Source organism: Salegentibacter profundi (assembly GCF_054121475.1).
The window spans coordinates 198,149-214,348 of record NZ_JBSYGG010000002.1 but is presented as its reverse complement, the minus strand read 5'-3'; the positions used below and the strand labels follow the sequence as shown (position 1 = coordinate 214,348).

Annotated in this window: 15 protein-coding genes; 5 read left to right on the top strand and 10 right to left on the bottom strand. The window is 39.3% G+C overall.

The window, feature by feature from the left end:
- Positions 1-3: 3 nt before the first annotated feature.
- From ACW6NC_RS03780 to murA, 3 genes are all read left to right on the top strand, one after another.
- Complete coding sequence (locus ACW6NC_RS03780; protein WP_457863857.1) at positions 4-297, top strand: DUF493 family protein; 294 nt, start codon at positions 4-6, stop codon at positions 295-297.
- Between the two features lie 97 nt (positions 298-394).
- Positions 395-1,030, top strand: a complete 636-nt coding sequence (locus ACW6NC_RS03775; RefSeq protein WP_457863856.1) for a DUF4290 domain-containing protein — start codon at positions 395-397, stop codon at positions 1,028-1,030.
- A 15-nt stretch (positions 1,031-1,045) separates the two neighbouring features.
- Positions 1,046-2,356 (top strand): UDP-N-acetylglucosamine 1-carboxyvinyltransferase, encoded by a 1,311-nt coding sequence (gene murA / locus ACW6NC_RS03770; RefSeq protein WP_457863855.1) that lies wholly within the window; start codon positions 1,046-1,048, stop codon positions 2,354-2,356.
- Positions 2,357-2,435: 79 nt separating this feature from the next.
- Here murA and ACW6NC_RS03765 read toward each other — a convergent pair whose 3' ends face one another.
- Positions 2,436-3,896 carry a TonB-dependent receptor gene (locus ACW6NC_RS03765; protein WP_457863854.1) on the bottom strand — a complete coding sequence of 487 codons (1,461 nt, stop codon included), beginning with the start codon at positions 3,894-3,896 and terminating at the stop codon, positions 2,436-2,438.
- 102 nt (positions 3,897-3,998) lie between these two features.
- On the opposite strand from ACW6NC_RS03765, the gene ACW6NC_RS03760 reads away from it, so the two are divergent.
- Together ACW6NC_RS03760 and ACW6NC_RS03755 are read left to right on the top strand one after the other, a co-directional pair.
- Positions 3,999-4,760, top strand: coding sequence for an MBL fold metallo-hydrolase (locus ACW6NC_RS03760; RefSeq protein ID WP_457863853.1), 762 nt, complete (start codon positions 3,999-4,001; stop codon positions 4,758-4,760).
- Position 4,761: 1 nt separating this feature from the next.
- Positions 4,762-5,259 carry a hypothetical protein gene (locus ACW6NC_RS03755; protein WP_457863852.1) on the top strand — a complete coding sequence of 166 codons (498 nt, stop codon included), beginning with the start codon at positions 4,762-4,764 and terminating at the stop codon, positions 5,257-5,259.
- Here the strand turns inward: ACW6NC_RS03755 and ACW6NC_RS03750 are convergent.
- The 9 genes from ACW6NC_RS03750 to ACW6NC_RS03710 all read right to left on the bottom strand — a co-directional run bounded on the left by ACW6NC_RS03750 (position 5,256) and on the right by ACW6NC_RS03710 (position 16,158).
- Positions 5,256-5,912: an alpha/beta hydrolase gene (locus ACW6NC_RS03750; RefSeq protein WP_457863851.1), complete on the bottom strand. Its 657-nt coding sequence runs from the start codon at positions 5,910-5,912 to the stop codon at positions 5,256-5,258. The genes ACW6NC_RS03755 and ACW6NC_RS03750 overlap by 4 nt on opposite strands.
- Entirely contained in the window at positions 5,912-6,238 is a 327-nt protein-coding gene (locus ACW6NC_RS03745; protein ID WP_457863850.1) for a DUF4870 domain-containing protein, read from the bottom strand. The genes ACW6NC_RS03750 and ACW6NC_RS03745 overlap by 1 nt, the downstream gene beginning before the upstream one ends.
- Before the next feature lie 45 nt (positions 6,239-6,283).
- Positions 6,284-7,534, bottom strand: coding sequence for a dihydroorotase (locus ACW6NC_RS03740; protein ID WP_457863849.1), 1,251 nt, complete (start codon positions 7,532-7,534; stop codon positions 6,284-6,286).
- Positions 7,531-9,444, bottom strand: coding sequence for a BatA domain-containing protein (locus ACW6NC_RS03735; protein WP_457863848.1), 1,914 nt, complete (start codon positions 9,442-9,444; stop codon positions 7,531-7,533). Before ACW6NC_RS03735 ends, ACW6NC_RS03740 begins: the two co-directional genes overlap by 4 nt.
- Positions 9,445-9,481: 37 nt before the next feature.
- Positions 9,482-10,684: a GAF domain-containing sensor histidine kinase gene (locus ACW6NC_RS03730; RefSeq protein WP_457863847.1), complete on the bottom strand. Its 1,203-nt coding sequence runs from the start codon at positions 10,682-10,684 to the stop codon at positions 9,482-9,484.
- A gap of 64 nt (positions 10,685-10,748) precedes the next feature.
- Positions 10,749-11,984 carry a GAF domain-containing sensor histidine kinase gene (locus ACW6NC_RS03725; RefSeq protein ID WP_457863846.1) on the bottom strand — a complete coding sequence of 412 codons (1,236 nt, stop codon included), beginning with the start codon at positions 11,982-11,984 and terminating at the stop codon, positions 10,749-10,751.
- A gap of 231 nt (positions 11,985-12,215) precedes the next feature.
- Positions 12,216-12,980: a TIGR02757 family protein gene (locus tag ACW6NC_RS03720; RefSeq protein ID WP_457863845.1), complete on the bottom strand. Its 765-nt coding sequence runs from the start codon at positions 12,978-12,980 to the stop codon at positions 12,216-12,218.
- A gap of 17 nt (positions 12,981-12,997) precedes the next feature.
- Entirely contained in the window at positions 12,998-13,657 is a 660-nt protein-coding gene (locus tag ACW6NC_RS03715; protein WP_457863844.1) for an ABC transporter ATP-binding protein, read from the bottom strand.
- 56 nt (positions 13,658-13,713) lie between these two features.
- Positions 13,714-16,158 (bottom strand): DUF5916 domain-containing protein, encoded by a 2,445-nt coding sequence (locus ACW6NC_RS03710; RefSeq protein WP_457863843.1) that lies wholly within the window; start codon positions 16,156-16,158, stop codon positions 13,714-13,716.
- Positions 16,159-16,200: the final 42 nt, after the last annotated feature.

Here is a 16,200-nt window from a genome sequence, read left to right as displayed (position 1 = left end):
CTTATGAGCCAAGCAAGCAATCCAGAAGAATTTTATGCTAAACTTAGGGCACAGCTGCATGATACCTCTCTTTGGCCCACCGAATACCTTTATAAATTTATCGTACCAACCAGGATAGAAAAAGTGGAAAAAATAGAGGGAATTTTCAATAACATGGGAGCGGTAATTACTACTCGTCAATCTAAAAATGGAAAATACACAAGTGTTTCCATTAATGTTAGAATGAAAAATCCCGATGCCGTAATCGATAAATACAAAGAAGTCGCCCGGAAGGTAGAGGGAGTGATCTCCCTATAGGTATTAAAAATTTTGATATCGGAATATTTCTGGATAATATTTAGTATTTTGCAGCGATTAACTTCTACAGAAAAGTATCACCTTATAAAATTCAATTTTGACACACGCATTAGAATATAACTCTGAAAGGAGTCATCTCATTATTCCTGAATACGGCAGACATTTGCAAAAAATGGTAGAACATGCCGTGGGCATAGAAGATGATAAAGAACGCAATAAAGTAGCTAAATCTATTATTGCCGTAATGGGGAATATGAACCCTCATCTAAGAGATGTATCTGATTTTCAGCATAAACTTTGGGATCAGTTATTCATTATCAGTGATTTTAAACTTGATGTAGAATCTCCATTCCCTAAACCTACCCGGGAAATGCTAGCTGAACGTCCGGAAATGTTGGAATATCCTCAGAACTTTCCCAAATATCGTTTTTACGGAAACAATATTAAGCGAATGATAGACGAGGCAAAAAAATATGATGAAGGACCATTAAAAGAGGCTTTGGTTTTTACAATTGCCAACCATATGAAAAAGTCTTATCTGAACTGGAATCGTGATTCTGTTGATGATCAGGTGATTTTTGATCATCTCAACGAATTAAGTAATGGCGCGATAAACCTTAAAAATACTGATGAAGATCTTAGTGAAGCATCAAATTTATTGCGTAATAAGAAGAAACATTCCAAAGCACCTTCAAAGAAATCTAATCGTGGCAAAGGTCGTAAGCGTCACTAAAATCTTTTAATTTTCATGGGAACTTTCCAGATCGAAGGAGGACATCGTTTAAAAGGAAATATCCAGCCGCAAGGCGCTAAAAACGAAGCCCTTCAAATACTCTGTGCCGTATTGTTAACTCCCGAGGAGGTCACGATTAATAATATCCCTGACATTCTTGATGTTAACAAACTCATCGGGCTTCTTAGGAACCTGGGGGTTAAGGTCAACAAAAAAGCTAAAGGGAGTTATACCTTTAAAAGCGATGAGCTTAACCTGGACTACCTCAGTAGCGAACAATTTAAAAAGGATGGAAGTGGGTTACGAGGATCGATTATGATAGTAGGGCCCTTACTTGCTCGATTTGGAAAGGGCTTTATTCCTAAGCCAGGTGGAGATAAAATAGGTAGACGACGTCTGGATACTCATTTCGAGGGTTTTATAAAGCTGGGCGCAAAATTCAGATACAACAAAGAGGAGCGTTTTTACGGAGTGGAAGCTTCGGATGGTCTCAAAGGAAGCTTTATGCTTCTGGAAGAGGCATCAGTAACAGGTACTGCTAATATCGTAATGGCGGCTGTACTGGCTGAAGGGAAAACTACCATTTATAATGCTGCCTGCGAACCCTATCTTCAGCAATTATGCAAAATGCTGAATTCTATGGGGGCCAATATCAAAGGCGTCGGGTCTAATTTACTTGAAATTGAAGGCGTAAAACAGCTGAAAGGCTGTGAGCATAGGATCCTTCCCGATATGATAGAAATAGGTTCCTGGATTGGGATGGCGGCAATGACCCAAAGCGAAATCACCATTGAAAATGTAAGGTGGGATATGTTGGGATTAATACCAACAACCTTTAGGAAACTGGGCATTACCATTGAACAAAAAGGAGATGATATATATATTCCTGCTCATACCCAGGGTTATGAAGTGCAAAGTTTCATAGATGGGTCTATAATGAATATTAGCGATGCACCCTGGCCTGGATTCACACCGGATCTTTTAAGTATTCTCCTGGTGGTGGCCACCCAGGCAAGAGGGAGTGTGCTCATTCATCAGAAAATGTTTGAAAGTCGACTTTTCTTCGTAGATAAACTTATTGATATGGGAGCAAAGATCATTTTGTGTGATCCTCACCGGGCCACAGTAATTGGTCACGATTTTAAATCCCAGTTAAAGGCTACAACGATGAGCTCTCCGGACATCAGGGCGGGGATTTCCTTATTGATTGCTGCACTTTCGGCTAAGGGGGTTTCTCACATACATAACATTGAGCAGATTGATCGTGGATACGAAAATATTGACCAGCGTTTAAAGGCAATAGGGGCAAAGATCACAAGAACCTAAGCTTATTATTTTATAAAAGAATAAAAGGCTGTCTTTAAGAAGAATTAAAGACAGCCTTTTGCATGGATATTCTTATAAGTTAAGCCTGTGTTTCAGCCTTTTCCTTACTTTCCTTATAATGAAATAGATTTTGCTCTTTAATCATACTTGCGGTCTTTTCAGGTAACATTTTTTCCCAACCTTCTTTTCCTTCACTGATCATTTGCAACACTTCTCTGGAGAATATTCCCAGGATGTCAGGGTTGTAGTTTTCAATGTCCTCTACACGACCATTGTATTTAAAGAATTTATAAAGCTCTTTCATCCGGGGATGTACTTTTAGGTTGTCACTGGTTGTGATCTCACCGGTTTCGGCATCTTTAAAGGGATAAAGGTAAACTTTGAGATCCTTGAAAAAAAGCTTTCCAAAAGCCTCAAGAATTCCTCCGCTAAGATGACGGTAATATTTTTCATCGAATACGTCTACAAGGTTATTTACCCCCATTGTCAGCCCCATACGCTGTTTTGAATACCTCGAGAAATACTCCACGACACGATAATATTCCTGGAAGTTGGAGATCATTACAGTTTGTCCTAAAGAGCAAAGCAATTTGGCCCGATCCATAAAATCTCTTTCATCGATCTCTCCTTCGGCTCGCAGGTTGGAGAGGGTGATTTCGAAAATCACTTCCGTATTTTCTTTTTCCACCTTATTCTCCTTTAGGAAAAGTTCCAGGGATTTTTCATACATATCCATATTGACCTTGGTCACCGGACGAAAACTTCCGCGCAAGGCCAAAATATTCTTTTTATAAAGTACGGCAGCTGGAAGCACATTATTGCCATCAGGAGCGAACATCACTGCTTCGGTCATTCCATTTTTAACCAACTGTAGACTCATCAAACGGTTATCTACATTTTTAAAACGGGGGCCGCTGAAATTAATAGTGTCTATCTCTATCTGATCTTTATCGATATGGTCATAAAGATAACGCAGGAGTTTCTTAGGGTTATCGTATTTGTAATAGGCACCATAAATGAGATTTACTCCAAGGATTCCCAGGGTGTTTTGTTGGTGCCGTGCGTCATTTTCATGGAACCTGATATGTAAGCTGATTTCGTTATAATCCTCATCGGGTTTCACCTGATATTTAATACCAACCCAGCCGTGACCCTTGTATTTTTTCGCGAAATCTATAGTGGCTACCGTATTTGCATAGCTAAAGAAAAGTTTATTCGGGTGTTTTTCACGGGAGATACGATCCTCTATGAGGTTAATTTCGTGAGACAACATTTTCTTGAGTCTGGCTTCTGTCACATAACGCCTGTCTTCTTCAATCCCGTATATAGAATCACTAAAGTCTTTATCGTATGCACTCATCGCCTTGGCGATGGTACCGGAAGCACCTCCGGCACGAAAAAAGTTTCTGACAGTTTCCTGTCCTGCACCAATCTCTGAGAATGTTCCGTAAATATTCTCATTTAAATTAATGCGAAGGGCCTTGCTTTTAATCGAAGGAACGTTTTCAAATTCCTTGTCGCCCATTATGGTTATTGGCATAATTCTTCTTTTAAAATTCCTGTTTTTTTGTCCTATCAAAGGTACTAAATCGTTAAAGTAAACAAAAAATTATATTTACTTTTGTGACCAAAATCATCTTTCTTGGAAGTTACATTTTTAGGCACAGGAACATCTCAGGGGATTCCCATTATAGGGAGTAATCACCCGGTTTGCTTGAGTAAAAATCCAAAGGACAAACGCCTTAGGGTTTCGGTATTGGTAGAATGGGAGGGCTATAACTTTTTAATCGATTGTGGCCCCGATTTCCGAATGCAGATGCTCACCAATGAAGTTCAAAGAATCGATGCGATTCTCTACACTCACGAACACAACGATCATACGGCTGGTCTCGATGATATTCGGCCTTTTTTCTTTCGGCAGGGAGATATACCGGTTTTTGCCCATAAAAGGGTGCTTAAAAGCATGAGAAAGCGTTTTGAATATATTTTTGAGACCGAAAATAAATATCCGGGTGCGCCCGGAGTTATTGAGAACGAGATCATAAACAAGCCTTTTTATTTTAAAGACCTTGAAATCATTCCTGTAGACTTCCTTCATAATAGGTTACAGGTTTTCGGATACAGGATGAAAGATTTCGCTTATCTTACCGATCTTAAAACTATTGAAGAAGAGGAGGTAGATAAACTAAGGGACCTAAAAGTACTTGTGATTAATGCCCTAAGGATTGAACCCCACCATTCTCATTTAAACCTTAAGGAAGCCCTGGAATTTATTGATAAATTAAAACCCGAACGCGCCTATCTCACCCATATAAGCCATATGCTTGGGTTTCATGACCAGGTGCAGGCGGAACTACCGGAAAATGTTTTTCTGGCTTATGACAACCTAAAAATCACCATTTAAAATGCGCAATAAAATATTATTGTACCTGTTTATTTTCAGTGTACTCTTCACCATATTTATCTATGTAAACGATAAAAGAATTCTGGACTCCCTTGAGCAAGACCGTGCTAAGCGAGAGCTGATTATCGAAGAACTGGAAACGGAAAACGATCTGCTAAGAGCTGAAAATGATAAACTCCGGTATTTTTCTCTAAAAGAAAATGAGGATGCCATTACCTATTTTGACAATATGGGAGTTAATTCAGAGGATGTCATCGCAAAAATTGAAGACAGATTAATTGGTGGGAACCATTCCGTAGATGATAATAAGCTGGTGCCTTATGAGGGAATGGAAGGGCCAATGCGGTTCAATAAAATCAATGTACTGAACCACAAATGGATCATTGCAGATTTTACCGATGGTACATATTGGGGTGAGGTTTTCTTTAGTTATGATGTGGACGAAGAAGGCAAGGTCAATTTAACCCGGGAAAAATCTTTTCTCTATCCTTTAAATTAAATCCTTTTTTCCAACCAGGATTTAAATTCGAAAAAATTCTGAGGAGCCACCCCGTGGCCAACAGGAAATTCTGAATACTGATTCTTTATTCCCAGCTTGTCAAGAAAAGGTTTATTTTGACGCGCCCACTGAACAGGAATAACCTGGTCCTCGGACCCGTGCGAGGTATAAAAATCCAAATCAGAAAAATCATTTTTTTCGTAACCGCTTTTTAAAATCCCCTGATTTATATAGCCGCTAAGGGCGATTATGTTTTTAACTTTTTCTGGGTAGGAGAGGGCAACCGCATAACTCAGGATACTGCCCTGGCTAAACCCGAGAAGACTAACATTGTTTTTATCTACACTATATTCTTCTATTGCCTCATCTATAAAATTAGCAATTCTGTCTCTCGATTCAACCGCCTGCTCATCGTCGCTGAACTTCCCATCGGTTTGATCCCAATGAATGGCATACCAGGCATTACCGTAAGGTTGCATTGGATAAGGGGCTCTTACCGAGAGGATGAGAAAATCCCCTGGTAATTCCTGAGCAAAAGAAAATAGATCTTTTTCATCACTGCCATAACCATGCAGCATGATAAGTAAAGGCGGGTTTTCAGTCTCAGTATTTGGTTGGCGAACCAGGTGATGTAGGGAAAGTGATGTTTGCATTAATTAATTGTACTAAACCATTTTTGATAATAAAGTCCAAGGATGGGAACTTCTTTCTCTTCCCCCTGGATGGCCGTTACAAGACCATAAATTCCTAAAACCGCGATAAATATGTAAAAGGCAGCAGAAACCAGCCAGCTATCGAAGAGGCCCACAAGCACGCCCAGTACATAAAAAGTGATATGAATTCCCAGGGCCTGGCGAATATGAAAAGCGGCAAAGGTATTCTTGCTATCCGAATTCATAAAGTAAGCTATGATGGTACCTATAATGGTTAAATAGGCTACAATCGCTGCGGTTTTACCTTCTTCAACAAGGGTTTTCATCTTTGGAATTATTTATTTTTACAAAGGTATAAAAACTAAGTTTCTTTAGAGGGTAATGTTTCCCTTTTCGGTGACTATTCCTAATGGGCGCCCTTTGAGCTTATGATTAAGAAAAATACTGTTTTTTGAAGTGGAGAATATATCTTCCTTTGTGAAAACAGCTTCTTTTTTTACCTCAAATAAAGTAAGGTTGGCGGGGTTGGCTTCTGCGATCTTATAATTTTCAGTTTTGAATCTTTCTTTTCCCCTGGTAAGAAATTCCACACTTTCTTCTGGAGAAAAGATGGTGTTGAGAGCCCCAAAAGCAGATTCCAGACCAATACTTCCGTAAAGTGCGTTGTCAAATTCCACTTTTTTATTTTCAGTATCAATGGGGGTGTGGTCGCTGGTAACCATATCAATTGTTCCATCTTTGAGACCTTTTATAAGGGCTTTTACATCCGTTTGTGTGCGCAGTGGAGGCAATACTTTAGCGTTGGTATTGAATTCATTTAGGAGGGTGTCAGTAAAGGTAAGGTTATGAATGGCTACACTACAGGTCACGTCTAATCCTTTCTTTTTGGCTTCTTTTATCAATTTTACCGATTTTTCTGTAGAAATGGTCGGAATATGCAGTTTACCGCCGGTGTATTCTAAGAGGTAGAGATCCCTGGTGATTTGCAACTCTTCGGCCAGGTTAGGAATTCCTTTTAATCCCAGCATGGTACTTTGGTGATGCTCATTAACCAGTCCGTTACCAGCAATCCGGTTTTCCTGAGGGAAAGATTGAACTAAAGCATCAAAATTCTGAGCATATTGGAGGGCGAGTTTCAGCAAGTTGGGATTTCCTATGGATCTTTTGTAGTCTCCAAAGGAAACAGCGCCTGCCTGTTGCATATCGAAGAGCTCAGCCAGATCGACGCCTTGGCTTTTTACAGTTAATGCCCCCACTGGAAGTAAGCTTACCGGATGCCTGGAGGCTTTGGAACTTATCGAAGTGATTGCAGGGTTGTTATCCAAAACCGGATCGGTATAAGGATTTAATGCTATAGTGGTAAAGCCGCTTTTTGCAGCGGTATCTAAACCATTGCTTATACTTTCCCGCTCTTCAAATCCCGGTTCCCCAAAACTCACGCTCGAGTCGAACCAGCCCCTGGAAACATGCAGATCTTTAAAGGAGATATTCTTGCCAGACTTTATTTGTAATTCAGGCGCAATCTTTTTTATGATTCCATTTTCTATTAAAATGTCAACGGTTTTCTTATGAAAATCGGACTGAGGATCTATGATGGTGGCCGATTTAATGAGTAGTTTCATTTGAGGTATTTTAAAAGGAGCATTTCTGCAGTTAAAAAAATCAGTGCTAAAATAACAAACCATTTCCAAAGTGCCTTGCTTTGTGTAGCGCCTTGTAGATGGTTAAAATATTCAGATACGGAAGAGTATACTGTTTCTATATTGTTGAAATCCTGTTGGTATTGTCCTGAACTTTCTTCTCGGGAGTAATTATAACTGATATTGCCCACTTTCTTCCCCATATAGTTCAAGCTGAAATTTCCAGCCATACGGGGAAGGTTCTCTGTGCTTAACCGAACTTTTCCCGCAAAAGCTTGCTGAGCTGGAATAAAATTTTCGTTTTCAGAGACCATGCTGACTACCTGGTCACCAATGCTCTCTATGGGTACCTCTATTTGATTAAAACTATTCACCTGGTAATATAACTGAGGAAGGGAACGGGCCGTCAGACCAAGGTTATAAAATACAGGGACCACCAGTGGAGCATTTTTAAAATTGGAATTTTCTTTGTTTAGCGGAGCGGCAAACAGGTAAATATTTTCCTGCTGGCTTAAAAAAGCAGCCTTATTTTGAAAAGCCAGCACTTGATTTTTTCCCACGAGCCCGTAATACTGATTCACTTTAGGGTAATCAAAATTTCGAACTTCTTCTTCAAAGACGCTTTTTAAAAGCGGATGTTCAAAAACGATATCCGTAACTAACATTTCCTGGGAAATGAGGTTTCCAAAGCCTGGAACCTCCATACTTTCAAGAAAGGAATTAAGGGCGGAATTTTCTCCTGAAGGAATAATGACTATGGTTTTATTTTCCTTATGCATTCGCTCCAGAGAAACTCTCAAAGAAGATGGCAATTCTTCCAATTCATTAAGAATGACAAAAGAGGAACTTGAAAGTAAGTTGTAATCAATGCTTTGCGGAGTGAAATTATGGAATTCAAATTCTTCTTCTGTAAAGATGCGGTTTAAAAAATCAGCACGGCTTAAATCTTTAGAAATTACTGCCCCCTTGATCTTTTCAGGTGGGTTAATACTAAAGAATAATCGGTTATCATATTGTAAGGCGTTATCCTCTATTTCCAGCCTGCCGGCGGGGTATTTTTCGGTGTTTAACTGAAAACTCCCTTCCAGTTGTCTGTTTTTGTTAAAACTCAAGGTTTTTCTGGCCAGTAACTCCTCAGCGTTAAACACGCTTATAGTAATTGGATCTGAATTTTCCTGATTGCTCCCCACAATAAAATGAAGCTCTAAAACCTCCGGGTCACGTTCTTCTGTATAAAGACTATCCAGGCTAAAATTGATTTGCTTTACAGGTCTCAATGGAACAGGGTGAACCTTTGCTTTTCCATCATAATTTCCAGGAAAATCCATAGGATGCTTAAAATCCGAAAGCATAATAATCTCAATTGGGCTATGGGCTGGTGCAATTTGAGAGGCCCTTAATTCAATATCCTGAAAATCAAGGGAGTTTGCTGAAAATTCGACCTGTGTAAGCCTGTCTTTTAAGGTTCTGGCATCCAGGTCTTTAAACTCCTGGTCATTGCTGATAAGATGAAATCGTCCTTCCTGGGGAATATTCTTTAAAAGATCCTGTATAGCCGTATTTAAAAGTTCCCCGGACTTACCGCTTGCCTGCATACTTAAAGAATTGTCCAGGTAAATCAATTTCTCTGAATTGGCCCTTTGTTGCTGTTGAGCCGGCAGATATGGTAGGGCAAAGGCGATGATGATACTTCCCAGAGCCATTAGCCTGGTAAACAGCACCAACCATTTTTTTATTCTGGAGCTCTTACGGGTTTCCCGGGAAATCCTTTTTAAGAACTTTACATTAGTGAAATCTTCCTTTTGATATTTTCGAAGTTGAAAAAGATGAACAAGCAGCGGAATTAGCAGAAATACAAGAGCGAAAAGGACTTCCGGTTGTTTAAAATGCATGCTGGCTTAATGTTTTTCAAATATAGGAAATGTATGGCTAAAGCCTCTTAATCCTGAATTTAAAATTAGTCCCTTTTCCAGGAGTGGAATGTACCTCTATCTGACCGTGCATATTTTCTATATGTTTCTTGACCGTAGCCAGGCCAATCCCACTTCCAGGATTTCCATAGCGATCATTTACATCCAAGGTTGCAAAGAGTTCAAAGGCTTTTTCAACCTTTTCAGGTGGTATTCCATTGCCATTATCCTCCACCTCGAAATGGTAATAACTACTGCTTTCTTTAAACCTAATATCTACTTTTCGATGCTTTTTGTTATTATACTTTAAGGAATTGCTCAACAGGTTCATAAATACCTGGGTAAGTGCTACCTTATTGATATTCCGAAGTTTCCCTTCCGATGGGTAATTAATTTCAATATCCTCTGGAATATTATAGAGATCTGCCACTCCTTTTAAGAGGTCGGGGATATCCACATTCTCGTAATCCTTTTCAAGAATATGATCACTACGGTAAAAATTCAGAATCCCATCAACATAATTCCGAAGGGAATAAGAGGATTCGACTAAAAAATTCAGGTATTCTTTGGTTTGTTCGTCAAGTTTTTCCTCATTTTCATCTTTGAGAAGTTCAGTCAGGGAGATGATATTGGCCAGGGGTGATTTAATATCATGGGAAACCAGACTGGCAAATTTTTCAAGTTCCCGGTACTTTTGTTTTAAGGAGCGTTGTACATGATGTAATTTGTAGCTTTGTTTTCTGGCCTCAAAAAGTTTCATGCATTGATTCGCTAAAGCTTCCAGGGATTTAAGCTGATTCGGCGTGAGGTTTCTGGGGGTAGTATCGTAGACCGCAAAAACCGCAATAGTGTGTCCCTGGGAATTGACCAGGGGGACTCCGGCAAAAAACTGGTAATCCCGATCATACAGATCTTTAGCTTTTTCGAATATTTCAGGCTGTGTTGCTTTTTGGAGGATAAGAATTTTTTTTCCAGTATGAATACTGAGTTCTGAAAAGGAGTTTCGACGGGGGATCGAAGAAGGTTCGCCGCCATAACTCGCTTTACTCCATACCTCTTCCTTGCCAATAATGTTTATTTTAACCACGGGTACCTGGCATATTTCCGCGGCCAGGAAAGCTAATTGTTCAAAATCAATGTCATGCCCTGATTTGAAAATGGCATATTGTGCCAAAGCGGCACGTCGTAATTTTTCATTTACTGTAAGTGATTTTTGTTGCATACACCTGGATGAATTCCTACAATATATTAAAATAAATGCAACTTAAAACTTTGTGGCTTCCTATTTAGAAATTGCGATTTAATGAAAAGGTGAATTGGGTACCCTGGCCTGGTTTAGAATTTACCTTGATATTTCCTCCAAGGTTTTTCACCAGTCTTTTTACTGTAGAAAGCCCTATACCATTCCCTTTATTACCTTTCCTGTCGGTAACTGATAAAGTAGTAAAAATCTCAAAAATATCCTCTTGTTTTTCTTGCGGAATCCCAATCCCGTTATCGCAGATACTGAAGTAGTAGAAATCCGGAGTTTGTCTGAAATCAATATCGATGATGATTTTTTCATTTTTATTGTATTTCAGACTATTACTAATTAAGTTCAGAAAAATTTGTTCAAGGGCAGCCCGGTTTGTTTGGATGATTATGTTTTCCTCGGGCAGGTTGATATCTACATTATCTGTGATGTTAAAAAGGTCAATGATTTCCTCTAGCAAATGATGTAGATCGAATTGCTGCTTTTTCAGGTCTGCACTATCATTGCTTTCATAATGATTTAATAAACTATTGATGTAATCGCTTAAGTTTAATCCGGCATTCTTTAAATTCGAAAGGTAATTAAGCCCCTCAACTCCAAGTTGGTCCCCGTATTTTGCCTTTAAAATATCTGCAGTAATGATCATATTGGATAGGGGCATTTTCATATCATGAGAGACCACTCCGGCAAAATCTTTTAAGACGGTATTATGGTCCTTTAATTCTTTTTTGATTTGTTCAAGGTGCTTATTCTTTCTTCTAAGTTCAAGCAATACTTCCACGTGTTTGGCCAAGGCCTTTAAGGCTATCTTCTGTTCCTTATCGAGCTTATTGGGTTTATTATCCAGTACGCATAGCGTTCCAAGAGCTAAACCATCATGATCTAAAAGAGGCATACCAGCGTAAAAATGAACAGGGTTCTCTGCATCTAAAGTGAAGGGGTTATCTTTAAAACGCTCATCCAAACGGGTATCATTGACGATCATTAATTTCTTTGGATGGAGAATGGCGTGAGCACAATAAGATACCTCCCTTTTTGAGCCACAAACTTCAGTTCCGTATCGGGATTTAAAATATTGTTCATGTTCACCAACCAGTGAAATTAAAGAAACGGGGGTTTTACAGATGAAACTTGCGAGCTTGGTGATGTTATCAAATTCAGCTTCAGGCGGGGTATTAAAGATTCCAGCCTCTTTCAGAGAAGCTAATCTTTCTAGCTCATTTCGCGGTACCGCTGGTTTGATCATCTGATTTATCCCTGTCTTAATCATAGTCAATAATTAACCTAAATTAACAAAAAATTTTGACATATGTTAAAATATAATTAAATAATTTCAACCTAATTTTTGAAGATTGACTTTTATTTACTTAAAGAAAAATTGTCCTTAATTTCCGTTTATAACTGGAATATTCCCTACTCAGGCAACTTCTGATTTTTAACTGGTAGGAAATTATAGCCTGCTATAAAAAACATACTTCTGTTACTACGGAAAAAGAGCACTTTAAAGCTTTTCATTGGCGCCAATTCCAAACAAAGCGAAATCATATTTGACAGGATCTAGCGAATCCATTTCTCGCAAAGAAATATCTAGTTCCTTTAGGGCTTTAGCATCGTTGGATTTCCGTTTTAGAAGTGCCAGTTTTCGTGCTACATTACCAGAATGAACATCTAGAGGGCAACTTAACTGACAAGGCTTTAGGCTATCCCAGATCCCAAAATCAACACCGGAAGAATCTTTTCTGACCATCCACCTTAAAAACATATTGATGCGTTTTGCTGCCGAATTCTTTTGTGGATCGCTAACGTGTTTTTCAGTTCGAAAGGCGTGAGGAAGTTCAAAGAAAATGAGCTTAAAGTGATGTATGGCTCGTTGTAGTGATTTTTCTTCCGCATAAGTGCTAAAGATGTTTTCAATGCCTCCATGATTTAAATAAATATGCCTAAGGGCTTTTATAAAATATTGAAGATCGATTCCCTGAAAGGTTCTATGGACAAAGTTTTCCAAAGTAACCAGGTCGGAAGGGGAGTGGTTTATTACAAAATCATAAGGTGACCGCTCGAGAAATTCCATCAATCTCTCAGCATTTTTAAGAATGCTTTTTCTATTACCCCAGGCAATGGTTGCCGTGAGAAAACCAGCGATTTCAATGTCTTCCTTCTTGGAAAAACCGTGGGGAATTTGAATGGGATCAGTTTCAATAAATTCCAAGGTATTATATTGGTCTACCTTAAAGTCCAGAAAATTTTTTAACTCGTTTTTATTCAAAATCCAGGAGCTTTAATTTAGATGATTTCTCCGTCCACCATGGTGAGTTTACGGTCGGCCATATCGGCCAGTTCTTCATTATGGGTTACAATAACAAAGGTTTGTTGAAATTCGTCTCTTAACCTGAAAAATAATTTATGCAGATTTTCTGCGGATTCACTATCTAGATTTCCGGAAGGTTCATCGGCAAAGATAATAGCCGGATTATTAACCAGGGCCCTGGCCACAGCGATGCGCTGTTGTTCCCCGCCACTTAATTCTGAAGGTTTATGCTCAGCCCGGTTTTCCAGGCCCAGGAATCCCAGGAGTTCATGTGCTCTTTTTTCAGCTTCTGCTTTTGATTTATTCTGAATAAAAGCGGGAATACATATATTTTCCAGGGCGGTGAATTCCGGAAGCAATTGATGAAACTGAAAGATGAATCCGATATGTTTATTTCTGAATCTTGAAAGTTCCCTTGAGGAAAGTCCGTATATATCAGTGCCATTTATTTTTAACTCTGAAGCCTGTTTTCTTTCTGGATTATCCAGGGTGCCCAAAATTTGGAGCAGCGTTGTCTTTCCTGCCCCGGAGGCTCCTACTATCGATACGATTTCACTGCGTTTTATATGTAAATTAACTCCTTTTAAAACGTGGAGATCCCCGTAATATTTATGAATGTTTTTGGCGAGTATCATATTTTTATGGACTATTAAAACTGGAAAATTACCCAAATTAGGCAGAACCCCCAAGTTTAACTCTCAAAGATGTTATAAAGGTTATTATAATCGATAAAGTAAACAACCCGAAGGCTTAAAACCTGTTTGATAGGTTGGCTGAACAGGTTTTCCAGAGAGTAGCGATAATTTAAAAGGCTTAGATTATCTTGATTAAATATGGAATTTCTATAAAGAAGGATTGCCTGGCTTCCCGGAGCAAATTGCCAGCTATAACTCAGGTCAAGATTCCAGATATTAAAATTTCGGTTTGGGTCATCCTGTGAATCAACCCGGTAAGAAGTTGATTTTAACGCGCCATTATCTAGCAGAATCGAATAGGCATCTTTAGTGAAATGGGCGGTTGACCAGAAATTCCTGAAACTTAAATTCAGGGCTTGTTTGGTATTAAAATTATAACTGGCCTTAAGCGAATTTTCAATGCTTTCCATATCCCTTTTTCCAAAGATGATATCGCTTTCCACAAAATTTACAAAACTTTGCCTGTTTTGCTCCAGGGAATAATTCAAAGAATATACAATATCAAACTTATCTGAAAACCTCATCCTTGGACTTAACCGGAGGCTATAGCTTTTTTGCGGGGCTTCAAAGTAGTGGTTATATCCGAGTCGAATATCATAAGCAAATGCCTTTCTGTAATCGGAGGATACCCATGCCTGGGCGTAGGCACTCTGATTATAGGTAATATATTTACCTTCTCTACGAGCTTCAAAGAAATCGCGAAATTTTGAATTCACATCCAAATTCCCTCCAAAGGCAAAGCGTTCAGGGGTCATCGCGAAAAAGCTTCCTCCAACCCCAGTATTCACAGCCATATCCGGCCGGTACCTGCGTTGATGATTCCCGTAGACTCCAATCCTGTACCGGTTAAATCGTTCGGTAGGTTCAAAGATTTGGTAAGAGGTGCTCCAGTAAAAATTATTGTAATTATTGATAAAATTTATGCCCAGATCATTAATATCATAGCTTTGATTGGCAAACTTATGGCGAATACCATAGCGAAAATTACCCTTGGTTCGGTTAACCGAAAATTCAGAAGCAAAACCAGCAAGGGTATTAGTATTGGTATTGACCTGGCTCATTTTTGCTTCACCTTCAAAATTATAGGAATTGGCTTTGTTGAAAATGTCAAATAGGAATCCGGTTACATTTCCGTCCCTGTAATGCCCTTCACGGGTAAGGTTGGTATTAATCAGGCTGATGGAGGAATTTCCGTTGAATTGCTGGTCCAGGACAAGGATGTTGTAATTTGCAAATGGCTCGGTGAGCCTGGTACGGGTATCTCCGGTAATGGTATCCCTAATGGTGGCCTTCATTTCATTAGTAATAGCATTAAAGAAACCAATTCCCAGGTTATTTTCTGTGCGGCCCGATATTTTGAACGCATTTAAAAGATCGGTGCGTTCGGGGTTTTCATCGATGACTTCATTAGCTTTAAGGGATGCCGAAACAGTCCTGTACCCGGTAGGGGCGTCGCCCACTCTTCGTGAATAGAATAGGTCACCTTTGGTAAAAAGTTCGGTGCCCTCTGTAAAGAAGGCCCGGTTTTCTCCAAATTGTTGCTCAAAGGGAGTAAGGTTTAATTCTACATCATCAAAGGCTGCCTGCCCGAAATCCGGAACAAGAGTGGCATCCAGGGTAAAGGCATCATTTATTCCGTATTTTATATCCATTCCGGCACTAAATGCGGTGGTAGTGCGATCATCATAGTGATGGATCTCGCCTGAAGTATAGGGGTATAGGCTAAGTCGAATAGGAGGATCGATGTTCTTAATTCCAGTCAGTAAACCGGTGTATTGACTGATTTTTCCTACTGATTTATCAATATAATTCCAGCTATAGGTTTCGTTGCGATGGGTAATTTTCCTGGTGAATTGAATAGCCCAGGATTGAACATCCTTTTTAGGAAACCTCAGGGCCGAGTAGGGGATTTTGATCTCCGCATACCAACCCGTATCATCGTGATTTACTTCTGCTTCCCATACGGTATTGAAGGTGTAGTCTTCATTATTGCCATTGGCCTTTCCATCAATGATGGCCCCGGATGTGGTGACGATGAATCGCGTTTGATTTTCCCCATCATCATAGGGATTTATATCTACAAGGAAAAATTCTGATAGTCCGGCATTGTCACGCTGGGTGAATTGTATAACCGTCTCCTGGGGTTCCCCAGAGCGCATGTAGGCAGCTATGTAGATTGCCTCATCATTGTAAGCTACTTTTACATCAGTAGCATAAGCCTCGGGAATGGGATGTCCATCACCGGGTTCGAACATGAGAAAATCTGTAGCTATCGGCAGCCCTTGGTAGGCCTCATCATCAAGATTCCCATCTATTTTTGGGGGATTACCTATTTTGGTAATTGGATAGGTTTTTCGGTCTTCTAATTTAACATTTACCGACTGGGTGTAAAAATTATAATGTATAAGGATGAAAAATAATAGAAAGAAACGACTGGACATCAATGCTTGTTTATTATAAGACCAATGAGTATAAGTATGCTT

Bases quoted from the DNA above. Each gene is read 5' to 3' on its own strand.
- ACW6NC_RS03715 (WP_457863844.1), bottom strand. From the start codon at position 13,657: ATGATACTCGCCAAAAACATTCATAAATATTACGGGGATCTCCACGTT.
- ACW6NC_RS03710 (WP_457863843.1), bottom strand. From the start codon at position 16,158: ATGTCCAGTCGTTTCTTTCTATTATTTTTCATCCTTATACATTATAAT.
- ACW6NC_RS03725 (WP_457863846.1), bottom strand. From the start codon at position 11,984: ATGATTAAGACAGGGATAAATCAGATGATCAAACCAGCGGTACCGCGA.
- ACW6NC_RS03745 (WP_457863850.1), bottom strand. From the start codon at position 6,238: ATGAAAACCCTTGTTGAAGAAGGTAAAACCGCAGCGATTGTAGCCTAT.
- ACW6NC_RS03765 (WP_457863854.1), bottom strand. From the start codon at position 3,896: ATGCCAATAACCATAATGGGCGACAAGGAATTTGAAAACGTTCCTTCG.
- ACW6NC_RS03750 (WP_457863851.1), bottom strand. From the start codon at position 5,912: ATGCAAACATCACTTTCCCTACATCACCTGGTTCGCCAACCAAATACT.
- ACW6NC_RS03740 (WP_457863849.1), bottom strand. From the start codon at position 7,534: ATGAAACTACTCATTAAATCGGCCACCATCATAGATCCTCAGTCCGAT.
- murA (WP_457863855.1), top strand. From the start codon at position 1,046: ATGGGAACTTTCCAGATCGAAGGAGGACATCGTTTAAAAGGAAATATC.
- ACW6NC_RS03755 (WP_457863852.1), top strand. From the start codon at position 4,762: ATGCGCAATAAAATATTATTGTACCTGTTTATTTTCAGTGTACTCTTC.
- ACW6NC_RS03780 (WP_457863857.1), top strand. From the start codon at position 4: ATGAGCCAAGCAAGCAATCCAGAAGAATTTTATGCTAAACTTAGGGCA.
- ACW6NC_RS03730 (WP_457863847.1), bottom strand. From the start codon at position 10,684: ATGCAACAAAAATCACTTACAGTAAATGAAAAATTACGACGTGCCGCT.
- ACW6NC_RS03735 (WP_457863848.1), bottom strand. From the start codon at position 9,444: ATGCATTTTAAACAACCGGAAGTCCTTTTCGCTCTTGTATTTCTGCTA.